Below are 16,727 nucleotides of genomic sequence, written 5' to 3'. Positions count from 1 at the left end.
CGTGGCTGGGGTGACGGACCCCGGCGCTCCTGCCTCCGCTCCCCCCGCCCCCACGACCCTGGGCGAGCTCCGCGCCAGCGGGGCCACCTTCCGGCCGGTCAAGGCCGAGATCCGCGCCAACCTGCTCGCCCGCCTGGCCGCCGGCGAGCCCAGCCTGCCCGGCATCGTGGGCTTCGAGGACACCGTGGTCCCCGAGGTCGAGCGCGCCCTGATCGCCGGGCACGACCTGGTCCTGCTCGGCGAGCGCGGCCAGGGCAAGACCCGGCTGATCCGCACGCTGGTCGGCCTGCTCGACGAGTGGACGCCGGTGCTGGCCGGCAGCGAGCTCAACGAGCACCCGCTGCACCCGATCAGCGTGTGGGCGCACCGGCAGATCGCCGAGTTCGGCGACGCGACCCCGGTCGGCTGGCTGCACCGCGGCGACCGGTTCGGCGAGAAGCTGGCCACCCCGGACACCAGCGTCGGCGACCTGATCGGCGACGTCGACCCGATCAAGGTCGCCGAAGGCCGCACCCTCGGCGACCCGGAGACCGTCCACTACGGCCTGGTGCCGCGCACCAACCGCGGCGTCTTCAGCGTCAACGAGCTGCCCGACCTCGCCGAGCGCATCCAGGTCGCGCTGCTCAACGTGCTCGAGGAGCGCGACATCCAGATCCGCGGGTACCGGGTGCGGCTGCCGCTGGACCTGCTGCTGGTGGCCAGCGCCAACCCCGAGGACTACACCAACCGCGGCCGGATCATCACCCCGCTCAAGGACCGCTTCGGCGCCGAGGTGCGCACCCACTACCCGATCGAGCTGGCCGACGAGATCCGGCTGCTGCACCAGGAGGCGCACACCGGTTGGCTGGGGGACGGCGCCCTGGGCCAGCCGCTGATCCCCGAGCACCTGGCCGAGATCGTCGCCCGGTTCACCCGGCTGGTGCGCGAGTCCAGCCACGTCGACCAGCGCTCCGGCGTCAGCGCCCGCTTCGCCATCGCCGGGCTGGAGACCGTCGCCGCCTCCGCCGTCCGCCGGGCCGCCGTCGCCGGGGAGACCCGGCCGGTCGCGCGGGTGGTCGACCTGCCCAGCGTCGTCCCGGCCAGCCGCGGCAAGGTCGAGTTCGCCGACGCAGGCAGCGACCCCGACGACGAGCGGGAGCTGGAGATCCTCGAGCACCTGCTGCGCCAGGCCACGGCGCAGACCTTCCGCGCCCGCTGCGCCGGGCTGGACCTCACCGGGCTGCAGGAGCACTTCACCGGCGGGGAGACCGTCGAGTCCGGCGAGCTGGTGCCGGGGGCGGCGCTGCTCGGCCAGCTGGGCACCATCCCGCGGCTGGCCGAGCTCCTGGGCCGCCTCGGCGTGCCGGAGGGCGAGCAGTCGGCCGAGCAGGCCGCCGCCGCGGTGGAGTTCGCCCTGGAGGGGCTCTACCTCACCCGCCGGCTGGCCAAGGACACCGACGGCCAGCGCACCGTCTACGGGGCCTGACCGTGGTGTCCAGGAGAGGCCGCGGCCACCGGTACTCGCGGTGGCACGGTGGGCCCGACCCGCTGGCCCCGCCCTACGACCTGGGCAGCGCCGTCGACGAGATCGGCGACTCCGTGCTCGGCGGCAGCGGCGTGCGCGAGGCGATGCGCGAGCTGCTGCGCCGCGGCATGGACGGCCGCCGCGGCCTGGACGAGCTGCGCCGGTCGGTGCGCGAGCGGCTGCGGCAGGCGCGCCAGGCCGGACGGATGGACGGCACGCTGCAGGAGGTCCGCGAGCTGCTCGACCAGGCCGTGCAGGCCGAGCGGCGGGAGCTCTTCCCCGACCCGGACGACGCGGCGCGCCTGGCGGAGGCCGAGCTCGACGCGCTGCCGGAGGACACCGCGGGCGCCGTCCGGGCGCTGAAGGACTACGACTGGCGCTCCGCGGAAGGCCGGGCTGCCTACGAGCAGATCCAGGACCTGCTGCGCCGCGAGGTGCTCGACAGCTCCTTCGCCTCGATGAAGCAGGCGCTGCAGAACGCCTCCGAGGGCGATCTGCAGGCGGTCAAGGACATGGTCGCCGACCTCTCGGCGCTCATCGACGCGCACAACCGCGGTGAGGACACCGACGAGCAGTTCCGGCAGTTCATGGAGCAGCACGGCCAGTTCTTCCCGGACGACCCGCAGTCGGTCGAGGAGCTGATCGACTCCCTGGCCCGCCGCGCCGCCGCGCAGGAGCGGATGATGGCCGGCCTCTCCCCCGAGCAGCGGGCCGAGCTGGCCGACCTCATGGCGCAGGCCATGGCCGACATGGGCCTGGCCAGCGAGATGGCGCACCTGCAGGACGCCCTGCGCCAGGCCCGGCCCGACCTGCCGTGGGGGCAGCGCGGGCAGGTGCCCGACGGTGAGCAGGGGCTCGGCCTGGGCGACGCGACGTCCGCCGTCGCCGAGCTCGCCGACCTGGAGGCGCTGTCCAACCAGCTGTCCCAGGGCTACGCCGGCGCCTCGCTGGCCGACGTCGACGAGGAGCTGCTCGAGCGGGCGCTGGGCCGCCCCGCCGTCGACGACCTCGCCGCGCTGCGCCAGCTGGAGCGCGAGCTGGAGCGGCAGGGCTACCTCAACCGCTCCGACGGCAAGCTGGAGCTCTCCCCCAAGGCGGTCCGCCGGCTCGGGGCGACCGCGCTGCGCCGCGTGTTCGCCAAGCTCGACGCCACCGGCCGCGGCGAGCACGACGTGGCCGACGCCGGGGCCGCCGGCGAGCTGACCGGCAGCTCCCGGGAGTGGCGGTTCGGCGACGAGCAGCCGCTGGACGTCGTCCGGACGGTGAGGAACGCCGTCCTGCGCACCGCGCACGAGCCGCGTCGTCGGGCCCACCCCACCGCCCCAGCGCACGAGCACGACCGGGCCGTGCGCATCGCCGTCGAGGACTTCGAGGTCGTGGAGACCGAGCGGCGCACCGGCGCCGCGGTCGCGCTGCTGGTCGACCTCTCCTACTCGATGGCGCTGCGCGGCACCTGGGGCGCGGCCAAGTCGACGGCGATGGCGCTGCACTCGCTGGTGACCACCCGCTTCCCGCAGGACGCGATCCAGATCATCGGCTTCTCCTCCACCGCGCAGGTGCTGCGGCCGGAGACCCTCGCCGAGCTGTCGGTGGACACGCTGCAGGGCACCAACCTGCAGCACGGGCTGATCCTGGCCCGCCGGTTCCTCGCCCGGCACAAGGACGCCGAGCCGGTGGTCCTGGTGGTCACCGACGGCGAGCCCACCGCGCACCTGGAGGACGACGGGACGCCGTTCTTCTGCTGGCCGCCGATGCCCGAGACGATCACCCGCACCGTCGCCGAGGTGGAGCGGGTGGCCCGCTCCGGCGCGATCCTGAACGTCTTCGCGCTCGACCCCGAGCCGGGGCTGGTGCACTTCGTCCACGACATCACCCAGCGCGCCGGGGGCCGGGTGTTCACCCCGGACAGCGAGCGGCTCGGCGAGTACGTGGTCGCCGACTACCTCCGCACCCGTAGGGGACGACGCGCCCGCTGAAGCGGCCCGCTCCTCGAGCCCTCGCGAGCTCGGGGCACACCAGGAGGGGGCCGGGGACCCTGCGGAGGGCCGGGACGGGGCCACCTCCGGCGTCTGCCGGGGGCGGGTCGGGGAGACTGGGCGGGGTGAGCAGCACCGCGCTGACCGTCGAGGAGGTGCCGGTCGGCGTCGTCCTGCCGCTGCGCAGCGCGGTCCTGCGCGGCGGCGGGCCGGCGGGCATGGCCGGCGACGACGACCCCGCGACCGTGCACCTCGCCGCCCGCACCCCGGACGGCGCGGTCGTCGGGGTGGTCCGCCTGGCCCCGGCGCCGTGCCCGTGGCACGCCGCCCGCGCCCCCTGGCAGCTGCGCGGGATGGCGACCGACCCGGCGGCGCGGGGCACCGGCGCCGGCCGGGCCCTGGTCGACGCCGGGCTGGCGCTGGTCGCCGCCCGCGGCGGGGACCTCGTGTGGTGCGACGCCCGCGAGGTCGCCGTCGGCTTCTACGAGCGGACGGGGTTCACCGTGGTCACCGGCCCCTACGACAAGCCGGGGATCGGTCCGCACCTCGGCATGCTGGTGGAGCTGCCCGGGCGCTGAGTCCGGCCGCCGGGTGGGGTCTGACCGTGCATGACGCAGTACGTGCAGACGCGCAGCGGGATCCGCATCGCCTACGACCGGGAGGGCAGCGGCCAGCCGCTGGTGCTGATCGGCGGGGCGGGTCAGTTCCGGGCGGTCGACCCCGACACCCGGGAGCTGGTGACCGAGCTGGCCGGCCGCGGCTTCGACGTCGTCCACCACGACCGCCCCGGTCGCGGCGACAGCGGCGGTGAGCCGCCGTTCACGCTGGCCGGGGAGGTGGCCGCCGTCCGGGCGCTGCTCGACCTCGTCGGCGGGCGGGCGTGGCTCTACGGCAGTTCGTCGGGTGGTGCGATCGCCCTCGCCGCGGCCGCCGAGCTACCCGGCGTGCAGCGGCTCCTGCTGTGGGAGGTCCCCCTCGGCGAGGAGAGCGGCACCGACGGCGCGGAGTACCTGGCCGCCGTCCGGGAGCGGGTGGCCGCCGGCGACCGGGAGGGCACGTGGCAGCTGTACATGGAGGGCATGCCGCCGGAGTGGTTCGAGGCGATGCGCACCGGCCCGCAGTGGCCGCTGTTCGAGCGGATGGCCCCGGCCCTCGAGGCCGACGCCGAGGCGCTGGCCTGGACCCAGTCGGCGCCGCGGGCGCAGCTGTGGGCGCCGGTCACCGCGCCGACCGCGGTGCTGCTGGGGAGGTCGGCCTTCCCGTTCATGGTCGACGCCGCCGACTCGATCGTCCGGGCCCTGCCCCGTGCCGAGCGGGCCGAGGTGCCTGGCGGCGACCACCGCTGGCGGGCAGCCGACCTCGCCGCCCGCCTCGCCGGGTACCTGGAGGCTGACGGTCCGTCCGCGGCGGCGGGTGGGCGCAGCTGACCCGTGCGGGGGGACCCCGTGCGAGGGATTCCGTCACGGGACGACGCCAGGCGCCGACTAGCCTCCTGGACAGCAGGTCCTCTCGGCTGAAGGAGACGCGGGCGGCGGTGACTCGAGCGAGGAGGGCGTGGCGGCTGGCCGCGGGGGCCGCCTACGGCGGCGGCGGGCTGGGCCTGGCCGGGGCCGGCATGGTCACCCTGCTCCGCCAGCAGGCGCGCTCGGCCCGGCGACGGGTGGAGTCGCGCACCGTCGAGGCCGTTCCTCCCTCCGGCGACGGCGTGTACGGCCAGTCGTCGAAGAAGGGGCGCAGCACGCCGATCCGCTTCGCGGTCCTCGGCGACTCCACCGCGGTCGGCCTCGGCGTCGAGCGCGCCGCGCAGACACCGGGCGTGCTGCTCGCCGCGGCGCTGGCCGAGCTGGCGGAGCGGCCGGTGCGGCTGGTGCGGCTCGCGGTCTCCGGCGCCCAGTCGCGGGAGCTCGACAGGCAGGTGGACCAGGCGCTGCGCGAGCGCCCGGACATCGCGTTGATCATGATCGGCGCCAACGACGTCACCAGCCGGACCCGCCCCGCGACCTCGGTGCGCCACCTGCGCGACGCCGTCCGCCGGCTGGTGGAGGCCGGGACGCAGGTCGTCGTCGGCACCTGCCCCGACCTGGGCACCGTCCGCCCGATCGGCCGGCCGCTGCGCTGGCTGGCCCGCCGCTGGAGCCGGCAGCTGGCCGCGGCCCAGACGATCGCGGTCGTCGAGGCCGGCGGGCGCACCGTGTCGCTCGGCTCGGTCCTCGGGCCCACCTTCGCCGAGGACCGGGGCCTGTTCAGCGTCGACGAGTTCCACCCGAGCGCGGCCGGGTACGCCGCGGCGGCCGCCGTCCTGCTGCCCTCGATCGCCGACGCGATCGGCGTGTGGCCGGCCGCCGCCGACCGGGGGCTGCGCAACCTGCGGCGCGACACGGTCCGCCCGGTCGCCCGGGCCGCCGCGCAGGCCGCCGGCCGGACCGGTACCGAGGTCCAGGCGACCGAGGTGCGCGGCTCGGAGACCGGTCCCCGGGGCCCGTGGGCGCGGCTGCGCCGGCGCCGTCCCCCGGACATCCCGACCCCCGACCAGGCCGAACGGGCCGCCTCCGAACCCGTCGGCTGACGGTCCGCGGCGCCTGGGCCCCACCCGCGTTACCGGGGAGTAGGTTCGGGGGTGACCCGACGTCCGGCGAACCGTCGTCGGATCCCCTCATCGTGGAGGACCCATGCCCGAAGCCGTCATCGTCGCGACCGCGCGCTCGCCCATCGGCCGCGCGTTCAAGGGCTCGCTGAAGGACCTGCGCCCCGACGACCTCACCGCCACCATCGTCCGCGCGGCACTGGACGAGGTGCCCGCGCTCGACCCGACCGACATCGACGACCTGATCCTCGGCTGCGGCCTGCCCGGCGGCGAGCAGGGCTACAACATGGGCCGGGTGGTCAGCGTCCTGCTCGGCTTCGACCACCTGCCCGGGACGACGGTCACCCGCTACTGCTCCTCCTCGCTGCAGACCACCCGCATGGCCATGCACGCGATCAAGGCCGGCGAGGGCGACGTGTTCGTCTCCGCCGGCGTGGAGATGGTGTCCCGGTTCGTGAAGGGCAACAGCGACTCCCACCCCGACACCCAGAACCCGGTGTTCGCCGACGCTCAGGCCCGGGTGGCCAAGACCGCCGAGAGCGGCGCGGACACCTGGACCGACCCGCGCGAGGCCGGCGAGGTCCCCGACATCTACATCGCGATGGGGCAGACCGCCGAGAACCTGGCGCTGCTCAAGGACGTCTCGCGGCAGGAGATGGACGAGTTCGCCGTCCGCAGCCAGAACCTGGCCGAGCAGGCCATCGCCGACGGCTTCTGGGCGCGGGAGATCACCCCGGTCACCACGCCCGACGGCACCGTGGTCAGCACGGACGACGGCCCGCGGCCGGGCACCACGATGGAGGGCATCTCCGCCCTCAAGCCGGTGTTCCGCCCCGACGGCCGGGTCACCGCCGGCAACGCCTGCCCGCTCAACGACGGCGCCGCCGCGGTCGTGGTCATGAGCGACACCAAGGCCCGCGACCTGGGGCTGACCCCGCTGGCCCGCATCGTCTCCACCGCGGTCACCGGCCTGTCGCCGGAGATCATGGGCTACGGCCCGGTGGAGGCCTCCAAGCTCGCGCTACAGCGGGCCGGGATGAGCATCGGCGACATCGACCTGGTCGAGATCAACGAGGCCTTCGCCGCGCAGGTCATCCCCAGCTACCGCGACCTGGGCATCGACATCGACCGGCTCAACGTGCACGGCGGGGCGATCGCGGTCGGCCACCCCTTCGGCATGACCGGCGCCCGCATCACCGGGACACTGCTCAACGGCCTGCAGACCCGGGACGCCACCTTCGGCCTGGAGACGATGTGCGTCGGCGGCGGGATGGGCATGGCGATGGTCCTGGAGCGCCTGTCCTGACGCCCCCGGCTCCCGCCCGGACAGGCCAGTGGCCCGGCCCCCACGGGGACCGGGCCACTGCCACGCGGTACGTGCTGCCTCAGTTGTCCTGGAAGTAGGACAGCAGCCGCAGGATCTCCAGGTACAGCCAGACGACGGTCACGAGCAGACCGAAGGCGATGTACCAAGCGAACTTCGCCGGGGCGCCGCGGCGGATCGCCTCGTCGGCCATGTCGAAGTCGAGCAGCAGCGAGAAGGCCGCCACGCCGATCATCAGCAGGCTGAAGCCGATCGCGACCGGACCACCGGAGCGCAGGCCCAGCGGGTCACCGCCTGCGAAGATGCCGACCAGGAAGTTGACCAGCAGCAGGGCGAGCGCGCCGAACATCACGCCGATGACCCAGCGGGTCAGCTTCGGGGTGACCCGGATGGCGCCGGTCTTGTAGACGACCAGCATGCCGGCGAAGACGCCGAACGTGCCGATCAGCGCCTGCACCACGATGCCGGGGTAGACGCTGTTGAACGCCTCGCTGATGGCGCCGAGCGCGACACCGTAGAGGGCGCCGTAGGCCAGCGTGGCCACCGGGTTGGCGATCTGCTTGAACGAGATCACCAGGCCGAGCACGAAGGCCACCAGGACGGCGGGCAGCGCCAGACCCCAGGCGGCCTGACCGGGCATCGCCCAGACGGCGGCGGCGGCCAGGACGGTCACCAGGAACGACAGGCCCGTCTTCTGGACGACGTCGTCCATGGTCATGTAGCGGGTCGTCGTCGGCGCGTACGGCGACTGCGCGTACGGCGACGGCGCGGCGTACGGGTCCTGCGTCCCGTACTGCGGCGCGCCGTACTGGGGGCCGCCGTAGCCGTACTGCGGCGCGCCGCCCCACGGGGTGCGCTGCTGGCCGTTGCCGGCGCCCGCGTTCGCGAATCCCCGGCCGAAGACCGGGTTGTGGCTGGGCATCGTCATCTCCTCGAGGTGACCGAGCGGTGCTGAGTCGATCAGTGGGGTCTACGGTCCTGCACCCCACTCGTCCCGGTCAACGCCTGGAGCGGCCCGGGCGTTCCTGGACGCCGGCGGAGACCCCCGCAGGGGTGGTGCGGACGCGTCGCGGGGCCGGCGGCAGCGACCATCGACCCCGCGACGGACGCCGGGTCGGCCGGCGGGCACCCCGCGGGCCCCGCCGTCCCGGCTGCTCACTGCCCGGCGGCGGCCAGGGTCAGCGTGGCGTAGCCGATGGCGTCGACGTTCTGGTCGAGCACCTCGCTGTCGACGTTGCCGATGTCGTCGCACGCCTGGTGGTAGCAGGGGTCGAACGCCTCCCCCGCCGTCCCGCCGTAGCGGGCGGCCTGCTCGGGGGTCTTGACGTCCTCGGCCCCGGTGAACAGCCCGCCCGAGGGGACGCCGGCGCCGGAGAACGCCTGGTAGTCGCTGCGGCCGTCGAAGGCGGTGTCCTCGTAGGTCAGGCCCTGGGAGTCGTAGAACTCCTCGAACAGGGTCTCGATCGCCGCGGACCGGTCGGTCACGTAGCCCTCGGGGGCCGGGAACGTGGAGCCGTCGCCGTCGTAGATGAACCGGGCGTAGTTCGGCGAGGCGACCATGTCGAAGTTCAGGTAGGCCGTGATCCGGCCGACCTCCTCGGGCGTCAGCGACTCCACGTAGTGGGTGGACCCGAGCAGCCCCGACTCCTCCGCACCCCACCAGGAGAAGCGGACGGTGCGCTCCAGCTGCGCCTTCTCCAAGGCCTCGGCGACCTCCAGGACGGCCGCGCTGCCGCTGCCGTTGTCGTTGATGCCCGGCCCCTCGGGCACCGAGTCGAGGTGCGCCCCGACCTGGACGACCTCGGCGGTGCGGCCGGGCAGCTCGGCGAGCACGTTCGCGGTCTGCCGCACCTCGCTGAGCGCGTCGACCGACAGGCTCACCCGGGTGCCGGGCGCGCTGAGCTCCTGGCCCAGGGCGAACGTGGTCCCGACGGCCGGGATGGTGGCGCCGGGCTCGCCGAGGGTGCCCTGCAGCAGCACGGTGCGGTCCTCCCCGGCGACGTCGGTCTGGCCGCTGTTGAAGACGACCGCCGCCACTGCGCCGGCGGCCTGGGCATTGGCCACCTTGACCGCGAAGGAGCAGGTGCCGCGCTGCACGAGCGCCACCGCTCCGGCCGGGAAGCCGGCGAAGTCCGACGTCTCGCACCCGCTGGTGATCGCGGCGGGGTCGGCCGGCGGGGGCAGGACCACGTCGACCGGCACGACCGGGGCCTCGGTCACCGTGCCCGAGCCGGAGTAGGACATGGTCGCGTAGTCCGTGCCGCTGGTCAGCTGCCGCGCGGTGGGCGCGGTGATCCCGAAGGAGTCGCTGGTGAGCTGGAAGAAGGGGAAGTCGAACGACTGCCGGGTGACCGTGTACCCGGCCGCCTCCAGCCGCTGCTGCACGTAGTCGGCCGAGGCGTCGAAGCCCGGGGTGCCCGAGGCGCGGGTGCCGCCGTTGGCGTCGGCGATCTGCTGGAGGGCCTTGAGGTGCTCGGTGACGCCGTCGGCGTCCACGCAGCGCAGGAGCTTGGTGACGGTGTCGTTCGTGCGGTGGTCGCAGCCGGGCGGCGCGGCCGCCGCCGGCAGGGCCGTGACCACGGTGCCCGCCAGCGCCATGGCGCCGGCGGCCGAGGCGGCGAGGAGCCGGGGTCGGCGGGACGGCTTTCCTGCGGTCATGCAACTCCCCCTTCGGGATCCGGGGTGCTCCGGGGCGGGACACCGCCCCGACCCTCACGAGAGACCCACCCGAGGTCAACTCTTGACTTCGCACGGTCGAGAGCACTAGGGGTCCGGTGCCCCCGGTGGGGTTCGAACCCACACTCGGACCCTTTTAAGGGGCCTGCCTCTGCCGGTTGGGCTACGGGGGCGCTCGCGGGACGCTGACCCCTCCGGTCAGCTCGCCTGCGCTGACCCCGACCGGACCCGGTCCTCGCGGACCGGCGGCGGCAGCTGACCGGCCCGCCCGGTGTTCGCCGCCTGGACGAACTCGCGGCGCGGGTCCTGCAGCTGACCGAGCGAGATGACCTCCCGGCGGAACACCGCGGCCAGCGTCCAGTCGGCGACCACGCGCGCCTTGCGGTTGAAGGTCGGCACCCGGCTGACGTGGTAGGTGCGGTGCATGAACCAGGCCGGCCAGCCCTTGAGCTTGACGCCGTAGACCTGGGCGACGCCCTTGTGCAGGCCGAGGCTGGCGACCGACCCGGCGTACGCGTGGTGGTAGGGCTCCGGCTCCCCGCCGTCGAGCGCCAGCACGATGTTGTCGGCCAGCCGCTTGGCCTGGCGGACGGCGTGCTGCGCGTTGGGCGCGGTGGTGGCGCCGGGGCTGTCCTTGGTGAGGTCGGGGACGGCGGCCAGGTCGCCGGCCGACCAGGCGTCGGGCACCCCCCGCACCTGCAGGGTCGTCTCGCAGACCACCCGGCCGCGCTCGTCCAGCGGCAGGTCGGTCTGCGCGAGCACCGGGTTGGGCTTGGTGCCGGCCGTCCAGACGAGGGTGTCGCTGGCGAACTCCTCGCCGTCGGACAGGCGCACCACGCAGCCGTCGGTCACCGACTCCAGCCGGGTGTTGAGCCGGACGTCCATGCCCCGCGCGGTGAGCTCCCTGACCGTCCACGCGGCCATGTCGAGGTCGACCTCCGGGAGGATCCGCCCCATCGCCTCGACCAGCACCCAGCGCATGTCGGCCGGTGACAGCCGCGGGTAGTAGCGGGTGATCGCGTAGCGGGCCATGTCCTCGAGCTCGGCGAACGCCTCGACCCCGGCGTAGCCGCCACCGACGAAGGTGAACGTCAGCGCCCGGCGGCGCACCCGCGGGTCGTCGGTGGAGCTGGCCGCGTCGAGCCGGCCGAGCACGTGGTTGCGCAGGTAGATGGCCTCGCCGACGCTCTTGAACCCGACGCCGTGCTCGGCCAGCCCCGGGATGGGCAGGGTGCGGGCCACCGAGCCGGCCGCCATCACCAGCACGTCGTAGACGAGCTCGAAGGGCGTGCCCTCGATCGGGGTGATGCTGGCCCGCCGCTCGGCGTGGTCGAGCGAGGTCACCGCGCCGGTGATGACCCGGCAGTGCCGCAGCGTGCGGCGCAGCGGCACCACCACGTGCCGCGGCTCCACCGAGCCGGCCGCCGCCTCGGGGAGGAACGGCTGGTAGGTCATGTGCGGCTGCGGGTCGACGACGACGACTTCCGCCTTGCCGCGGGAGAGCCGCTTCTGCAACCGCAGGGCGGTGTAGAGGCCGACGTAGCCGCCACCGACGACCAGGACCACGGGTCGCTGCGCCATGGGGGGAGCCTAGAGGCGGGAGGCCGGTTGCGGCACGCTCTCGGCCAGCTCGGTGGCCCGGGACAGCACGGCGTCCAGCATCGGTTCGGTCAGCCTGCCGGTGAAGGTGTTCTGCTGGCTGACGTGGTAGCTGCCCAGCAGGGTCAGCGGTCCCCGCGGGCCCTCGAGGGTGACCTCCACCCCGTGCCCGAACGCCGGCCGGGGACGGGGCAGCGCGTACCCGGCCTCGGCCAGCACGGGCAGGAGCGCCGTCCAGCCGAACCCGCCGAGCACCACGGCGACCCGCAGCCGCGGCAGCAGGGCCAGCTCCCGGGCCAGCCAGGGCGAGCAGGTGTCGCGCTCCTCCGGGGTGGGTGCGTTGGCCGGCGGGGCGCAGCGCACGGCCGCGGCGATCCGCACGTCGGTGAGCTCCAGCCCGTCGCCGACGCAGGTGGACGTCGGCTGGTTGGCCAGCCCCGCCCGCCACAGCGCCGCGAAGATCCAGTCGCCGCTGCGGTCGCCGGTGAACACCCGCCCGGTCCGGTTGCCGCCGTGCGCCGCCGGGGCCAGCCCGACGACGGCGATCCGGGCGTCGGCCGGTCCCAGCCCGGGCACCGGCCGGCCCCAGTAGTCCTCGTCGCGGAAGGAGGCCCGCTTCACCCGGGCCACCTGCTCGCGCCAGGCCACCAGGCGCGGGCAGGCGCGACAGCCGGAGATCCGGGTGTCGAGGACGGCCAGGTCGCGGGCGCCCCGGGCCGAGCGGACGACGCCGGCGGGGCTGCGGGTCACCGGGCCGGCCGCATCGCCGGGGCGGCCCCGCTGCGGGGGCCCACCGCGAGCCTGCGGGTGGTCGGGGGCAGCGGGGTCCTTCACGGGCACCAGCAGACCACCCGGCCGCGCGCAGGTGCGGCGCGGGGCGGCATGATCGCGGAGTGACCAGGAGGGACGGGCGGCGGTCGTCCGCCCGGAGGCGGCCGGGCACCGGGTCCGCCGTCCCCACCGGGTTCGCCGTCCGCGGCACCCCGCCGCCGGAGGACTCCGCCGCGCCGGGTGTCGGCTGGGGTGCGGCCCTGGCCTGGGCCGCGGTGTCCGGGGTCGTCGTCGCGGCCGGCCGGCTGGTCGCCGCCCGGGCGCGGCGGCCGCCCACCGCTCGCTGACCGGCCGCCGCCGGAGCTCACCGAGGGCCCTCCCGGACCGGGCCGCGGGCCAGCCGCAGCGCGATGCCGTCGAGGATGTCGTGCTCGCTGACCACGACGTCGTCGACGGCGAAGGCGTCCATGACCACCCGCAGCAGGAGCGAGCCGGCGCCGATGACGTCGACCCGCCCCGGGTGCATCACAGGGTATGCCGCGCGCCGCTGCCGGGTGGCGGTGAGCAGGCCCGCCGTCACCGCGCGGACGGCGGAGACCGGGATGCGCGAGCCGTGGATGGCGACCGGGTCGTAGGCGGGCAGGTCCAGGGCGAGCGCGGCGACCGTGGTCACCGAGCCGGCCAGCCCGACCAGCGTGGCCGCCTCGCCGACCGGGACGGTGGCGACCACGTCGGCCAGCGCCGCCCGGATGTCGGCCTCGGCCCGGCCGATCTCGTCGGGGGTCGGCGGGTCGCCGTGCAGGTGCCGCTCGGTGAGCCGGACGCAGCCGACGTCGACCGACCGCGCGGCCTGCACCCCGCCGGCGTCGCCGAGGACGAACTCGGTCGACCCGCCGCCGATGTCGACGACCAGGTACGGCGGCCGCGGAGCGGGCCGGCCGTGGGCGGCGACCGCGGCGTCCAGCGAGGCGGTGGCCCCGAGGAAGGACAGCTGCGCCTCCTCGTCGCCGGGGACGACGTCGGGCAGCTGGCCGAGGGTGGTCAGCACCACGTCCTCGAAGTCGGTGCGGTTGGCCGCGTCCCGGCTGGCGCTGGTGGCGACCATCCGCACCGCGGTCGCGCCGAGCTCGCGGGCCTGCGCGGCGTACTGGGCCAGCACCACCCGGGTGCGCTCGACGGCTTCCGGCGCCAGCCGGCCGGTGGCGTCGACGCCCTGGCCGAGCCGGACGACCTCCATCCGGCGCAGCAGGTCGTGGTGCGGCCCCTCGGGGGGCACGTCGGCGACGAGCAGGCGGAGGGAGTTGGTGCCGCAGTCGATCGCCGCGACGCGGGTCATGCGGTCTCCTCCGGCAGGGCGCACGGGCCGTTCGCCCACCACTGCCCCATCTCGGCGACCGCGCGGTCGCCGATCGGGTTGACCCCCGGGCCCGCGGCCAGCGCATGGGCGGCCAGCGCGTGCAGGCACTTGACCCGGTCGGGCATGCCGCCGGCGGTGGTGCACGTGGGCAGCACCCCGAGGGCGTCGCGCTCGGCCAGGTAGGCCTCGTGCGCGGCGCGGTGGCGCGCGGCGAGCTCCGGGTCGGTGCCCAGCTGCGCCTGCCACTCCCGCATCCGGCCGGCCGACTCCAGCCGGCTGGCCGCGGCCGACGCCCGGGGGCAGGTCAGGTAGTACAGCGTGGGGAACGGGGTGCCGTCCTCCAACCGCGGCGAGGTCTGGACCACGTCCGGCTGCCCGCAGGGACAGCGGTGCGCCACGGCGCGCAGGGCACGCGGGGAGCGGGCGAGCTGGCGGGCCACGACGTCGCGCTCCTCGGGTGTGACCGGGTCCCTGCTGCGCTCCCCGGGTGCGCTGGCGAGCTCGGTCACCGGCCGGGCTCCCCGTCGGCCACCGCGACCGAGTGCAGCAGGGCCTCGTACCAGGGCAGCTGGGCCGGCGCCGGCTCGGGCACCGTGCCGGCGTCCCCCTCGACCGCCTCGCCGTCCACCACGACGACCAGCCGGTCGCCGGGCAGCACGTAGGTCAGCCGCTCCCGGGCCTGCCGCGTGGTGTACGCCGGGTCGGCCTGGCGTTCCAGCTGCGTCTGCAGGTCCGCGATCCGCTGGTCGAGCGCCGTCCCCTCGGCGGCCAGCCGGGTGAGCTCGGCCCGGCCGGCGAGGAACTGGCGGACCGGCCCGGCGAGGGTCAACGCCAGCAACAGCACCAGCCCGACCAGCAGCACTCCGCGGCCGGTGGCCAGCGACCGGCGCGGCGAGCCCGCGGACGCCGACGTCCGGGCCGAGCGGCGGACGCCGCGACGCGGCTCCGGCCGGCTGCCCGCACCCGCCCGGGAGCCGGCCGGTACCGGACGGGACGCCGCGTGCGACAGCGGCCGCCCGGTGGGACGTCGTCGTCCCGGAGCCGCGGCTCCCGCCCCGCCCCGGCGGCCAGGCGCACCGCTCATCGGCGGGAGGACCTCATCGGCTGCTCAACCGCGGGAAGGCGGCCGCACCGGCGTAGCGGGCGGCGTCGTCCAGCTCCTCCTCGATGCGCAGCAGCTGGTTGTACTTCGCGACCCGCTCGCTGCGCGCGGGGGCGCCGGTCTTGATCTGCCCGCAGTCGGTCGCGACGGCGAGGTCGGCGATCGTGGTGTCCTCGGTCTCGCCGGAGCGGTGGCTCATCATGCAGCGGTAGGCGTTGCGGTGCGCCAGGCTCACCGCGTCGAGGGTCTCGGTGAGCGTGCCGATCTGGTTGACCTTGACCAACAGCGCGTTGGCCGCCCCGCGGGCGATGCCGTCGGCCAGCCGGGCCGGGTTGGTGACGAACAGGTCGTCCCCCACGATCTGCACCCGGTCGCCGAGGGCGGCGGTCAGCGCGACCCAGCTGTCCCAGTCCTCCTCGGACAGCGGGTCCTCGATCGAGACGATCGGATAGGCGTCGACCAGCTCGCGGTAGTAGTCGATGAGGTACTCGGCCGACCGGGTCTGGCCCTCGAAGTCGTAGCCGCCGTCGGAGTGGAACTCGGTGGCCGCGACGTCCAGCGCCAGCCCGATGTCGCTCCCGGGGGTGAAGCCGGCCTTCTCCACGGCCTCGACGATCAGGTCGAGCGCGTCACGGTTGCTGGGCAGGTCGGGGGCGAAGCCGCCCTCGTCGCCGAGGCCGGTGGCCAGGCCGCGGCCCTTGAGCACCGACCTGAGCGCGTGGTAGGTCTGCGCGCCCATGGCCAGCGCCTCGGCATAGGTGGCACCCCCGATCGGGGCGATCATGAACTCCTGCACGTCGACGTTGCTGTCGGCGTGGGCGCCACCGTTGAGGATGTTCATCATCGGCACCGGCAGCAGGTGGGCTGAGGGGCCGCCGACGTAGCGGAACAGCGGCAGCCCGGTCGACTCCGCGGCGGCCTTGGCCACGGCGAGGCTCACGCCGAGGATGGCGTTCGCGCCGAGGCGCGCCTTGTTCGGCGTCCCGTCGAGGTCGAGCAGCCGCTGGTCGACCATCCGCTGCTCGGTGGCGTCATAGCCGACCAGCTCGGGGCCGATGACGTCGAGGACGTTGTCGACGGCCTGTCTCACCCCCTTGCCGCCGTAGCGCTCACCTCCGTCGCGCAGCTCCACGGCCTCGAAGGCACCGGTGGATGCGCCACTGGGCACCGCGGCCCGGGCCAGCGTCCCGTCGTCGAGGGCGACCTCGACCTCCACGGTGGGGTTTCCGCGCGAGTCGAGGATCTCCCGCGCGCCTACGGCGTCGATGCTGGGCACGCGAGGAGCCTAGCCAGCAACCGGTCGATCAGCGGGCACCCGCCGCCTCACAGCGCCGGTGAGGCCGAGGGCCACCGCCGGGGCACGGCACCGACCACGACCGACCACACGTCCACGTGGCCCTCCCAGAGCTGGTCGACTCGCCCAGCACGTCCACTGGAGCCGTACGGCGTCGTGGCGCGCCAAGCCGCCTGTCATCCCGGCGGACGTCCCCGGGTCGGCCGCTCGGGCACACGGCGTCGTCCCACCGACATCAATACGGCGGGAGGTCGAGGTCGGTGCCGAACCGGGGCGGGTGGCTGACCAACACCTGGCCGTTGGGCAGGGTGACCGCCAGGCCGCCGTCGTCGGCCGCGTCGAACCGCCAGCCCGGTGCCTGGTGCTTGAGCCGGTGATGGTGCTCACACAGGGCGCACAGGTTGTCGTGCGAGGTCGGGCCCTCGGGCCATCTGCGGCGGTGGTCCAGATCGCAGGTGCGGGCACGGGCTCGGCAGCCCGGGAATCGGCAGCGCTTGTCGCGCAACCGCACGAACCGGTCCAGCTCGGCCTCGGCATCGT

At 75.2% G+C, this 16,727-nt stretch carries 16 protein-coding genes and 1 tRNA gene; 7 read left to right on the top strand and 10 right to left on the bottom strand.

Annotated features, from left to right (window positions below):
- The first annotated feature begins 10 nt into the window (after positions 1 to 10).
- The 6 genes from DQ238_RS20375 (at position 11) to DQ238_RS20350 (ending at position 7,370) form a co-directional block, all read left to right on the top strand.
- Positions 11 to 1,465, top strand: a complete 1,455-nt coding sequence (locus DQ238_RS20375; RefSeq protein ID WP_233496138.1) for a sigma 54-interacting transcriptional regulator — start codon at positions 11 to 13, stop codon at positions 1,463 to 1,465.
- A gap of 2 nt (positions 1,466 to 1,467) precedes the next feature.
- A complete protein-coding gene (locus DQ238_RS20370) occupies positions 1,468 to 3,480 on the top strand; it encodes a VWA domain-containing protein (RefSeq protein WP_113783075.1) in 2,013 nt (670 codons plus the stop codon).
- A 125-nt stretch (positions 3,481 to 3,605) separates the two neighbouring features.
- The gene (locus DQ238_RS20365) at positions 3,606 to 4,058 is read left to right on the top strand and encodes a GNAT family N-acetyltransferase (protein ID WP_233496137.1); all 453 of its coding nucleotides are present in this window, start codon (positions 3,606 to 3,608) and stop codon (positions 4,056 to 4,058) included.
- Positions 4,059 to 4,088: 30 nt separating this feature from the next.
- Positions 4,089 to 4,907: an alpha/beta fold hydrolase gene (locus DQ238_RS20360; protein ID WP_113783074.1), complete on the top strand. Its 819-nt coding sequence runs from the start codon at positions 4,089 to 4,091 to the stop codon at positions 4,905 to 4,907.
- A 107-nt stretch (positions 4,908 to 5,014) separates the two neighbouring features.
- Complete coding sequence (locus DQ238_RS20355) at positions 5,015 to 6,046, top strand: SGNH/GDSL hydrolase family protein (protein ID WP_113783073.1); 1,032 nt, start codon at positions 5,015 to 5,017, stop codon at positions 6,044 to 6,046.
- A gap of 103 nt (positions 6,047 to 6,149) precedes the next feature.
- On the top strand, positions 6,150 to 7,370 hold the full coding sequence (locus DQ238_RS20350; protein ID WP_113783072.1) for an acetyl-CoA C-acetyltransferase: 1,221 nt from the start codon (positions 6,150 to 6,152) through the stop codon (positions 7,368 to 7,370).
- A gap of 79 nt (positions 7,371 to 7,449) precedes the next feature.
- On the opposite strand, the gene DQ238_RS20345 is transcribed toward DQ238_RS20350, so the two are convergent.
- The 5 genes from DQ238_RS20345 to DQ238_RS20325 form a co-directional block, all read right to left on the bottom strand.
- Entirely contained in the window at positions 7,450 to 8,316 is an 867-nt protein-coding gene (locus DQ238_RS20345; RefSeq protein WP_233496136.1) for a Bax inhibitor-1/YccA family protein, read from the bottom strand.
- Between the two features lie 227 nt (positions 8,317 to 8,543).
- Complete coding sequence (locus DQ238_RS20340) at positions 8,544 to 10,046, bottom strand: M20/M25/M40 family metallo-hydrolase (protein WP_113783071.1); 1,503 nt, start codon at positions 10,044 to 10,046, stop codon at positions 8,544 to 8,546.
- Positions 10,047 to 10,163: 117 nt separating this feature from the next.
- A tRNA-Leu gene (locus DQ238_RS20335) sits at positions 10,164 to 10,237 on the bottom strand.
- Between the two features lie 25 nt (positions 10,238 to 10,262).
- On the bottom strand, positions 10,263 to 11,645 hold the full coding sequence (locus DQ238_RS20330) for an NAD(P)/FAD-dependent oxidoreductase (RefSeq protein WP_113783070.1): 1,383 nt from the start codon (positions 11,643 to 11,645) through the stop codon (positions 10,263 to 10,265).
- A 9-nt stretch (positions 11,646 to 11,654) separates the two neighbouring features.
- Positions 11,655 to 12,413 carry a uracil-DNA glycosylase gene (locus DQ238_RS20325; RefSeq protein ID WP_113783105.1) on the bottom strand — a complete coding sequence of 253 codons (759 nt, stop codon included), beginning with the start codon at positions 12,411 to 12,413 and terminating at the stop codon, positions 11,655 to 11,657.
- 143 nt (positions 12,414 to 12,556) lie between these two features.
- Between DQ238_RS20325 and DQ238_RS20320 the strand changes: the two genes are divergently transcribed.
- Entirely contained in the window at positions 12,557 to 12,781 is a 225-nt protein-coding gene (locus DQ238_RS20320; protein ID WP_113783069.1) for a DUF4235 domain-containing protein, read from the top strand.
- Positions 12,782 to 12,798: 17 nt separating this feature from the next.
- Here DQ238_RS20320 and DQ238_RS20315 read toward each other — a convergent pair whose 3' ends face one another.
- From DQ238_RS20315 to DQ238_RS22935, 5 genes are all read right to left on the bottom strand, one after another.
- Positions 12,799 to 13,770, bottom strand: coding sequence for a Ppx/GppA phosphatase family protein (locus DQ238_RS20315; RefSeq protein WP_113783068.1), 972 nt, complete (start codon positions 13,768 to 13,770; stop codon positions 12,799 to 12,801).
- Positions 13,767 to 14,300: a DUF501 domain-containing protein gene (locus DQ238_RS20310; protein ID WP_199506482.1), complete on the bottom strand. Its 534-nt coding sequence runs from the start codon at positions 14,298 to 14,300 to the stop codon at positions 13,767 to 13,769. The genes DQ238_RS20315 and DQ238_RS20310 overlap by 4 nt, the downstream gene beginning before the upstream one ends.
- The gene (locus DQ238_RS20305) at positions 14,297 to 14,875 is read right to left on the bottom strand and encodes a septum formation initiator family protein (protein WP_113783067.1); all 579 of its coding nucleotides are present in this window, start codon (positions 14,873 to 14,875) and stop codon (positions 14,297 to 14,299) included. The genes DQ238_RS20310 and DQ238_RS20305 overlap by 4 nt, the downstream gene beginning before the upstream one ends.
- A gap of 13 nt (positions 14,876 to 14,888) precedes the next feature.
- Complete coding sequence (eno, locus tag DQ238_RS20300) at positions 14,889 to 16,169, bottom strand: phosphopyruvate hydratase (protein ID WP_113783066.1); 1,281 nt, start codon at positions 16,167 to 16,169, stop codon at positions 14,889 to 14,891.
- 253 nt (positions 16,170 to 16,422) lie between these two features.
- A partial coding sequence (locus tag DQ238_RS22935; RefSeq protein ID WP_199506481.1) for an HNH endonuclease signature motif containing protein occupies positions 16,423 to 16,727 on the bottom strand: 305 nt, incomplete at its 5' end.

Origin of the sequence: Geodermatophilus sp. TF02-6, from assembly GCF_003319115.1 — a bacterium.
Classification (GTDB): domain Bacteria; phylum Actinomycetota; class Actinomycetes; order Mycobacteriales; family Geodermatophilaceae; genus Geodermatophilus.
Note: the sequence above shows the minus strand (reverse complement) of the source record. Positions and strands in the feature narration are given on the sequence as shown.

Coding starts and splice junctions, on each gene's coding strand:
- DQ238_RS20360 (WP_113783074.1), top strand. CDS start 4,089: ATGACGCAGTACGTGCAGACGCGCAGCGGGATCCGCATCGCCTACGAC.
- DQ238_RS20350 (WP_113783072.1), top strand. CDS start 6,150: ATGCCCGAAGCCGTCATCGTCGCGACCGCGCGCTCGCCCATCGGCCGC.
- DQ238_RS20345 (WP_233496136.1), bottom strand. CDS start 8,316: ATGACGATGCCCAGCCACAACCCGGTCTTCGGCCGGGGATTCGCGAAC.
- DQ238_RS20340 (WP_113783071.1), bottom strand. CDS start 10,046: ATGACCGCAGGAAAGCCGTCCCGCCGACCCCGGCTCCTCGCCGCCTCG.
- DQ238_RS20330 (WP_113783070.1), bottom strand. CDS start 11,645: ATGGCGCAGCGACCCGTGGTCCTGGTCGTCGGTGGCGGCTACGTCGGC.
- DQ238_RS20315 (WP_113783068.1), bottom strand. CDS start 13,770: ATGACCCGCGTCGCGGCGATCGACTGCGGCACCAACTCCCTCCGCCTG.
- DQ238_RS20305 (WP_113783067.1), bottom strand. CDS start 14,875: ATGAGCGGTGCGCCTGGCCGCCGGGGCGGGGCGGGAGCCGCGGCTCCG.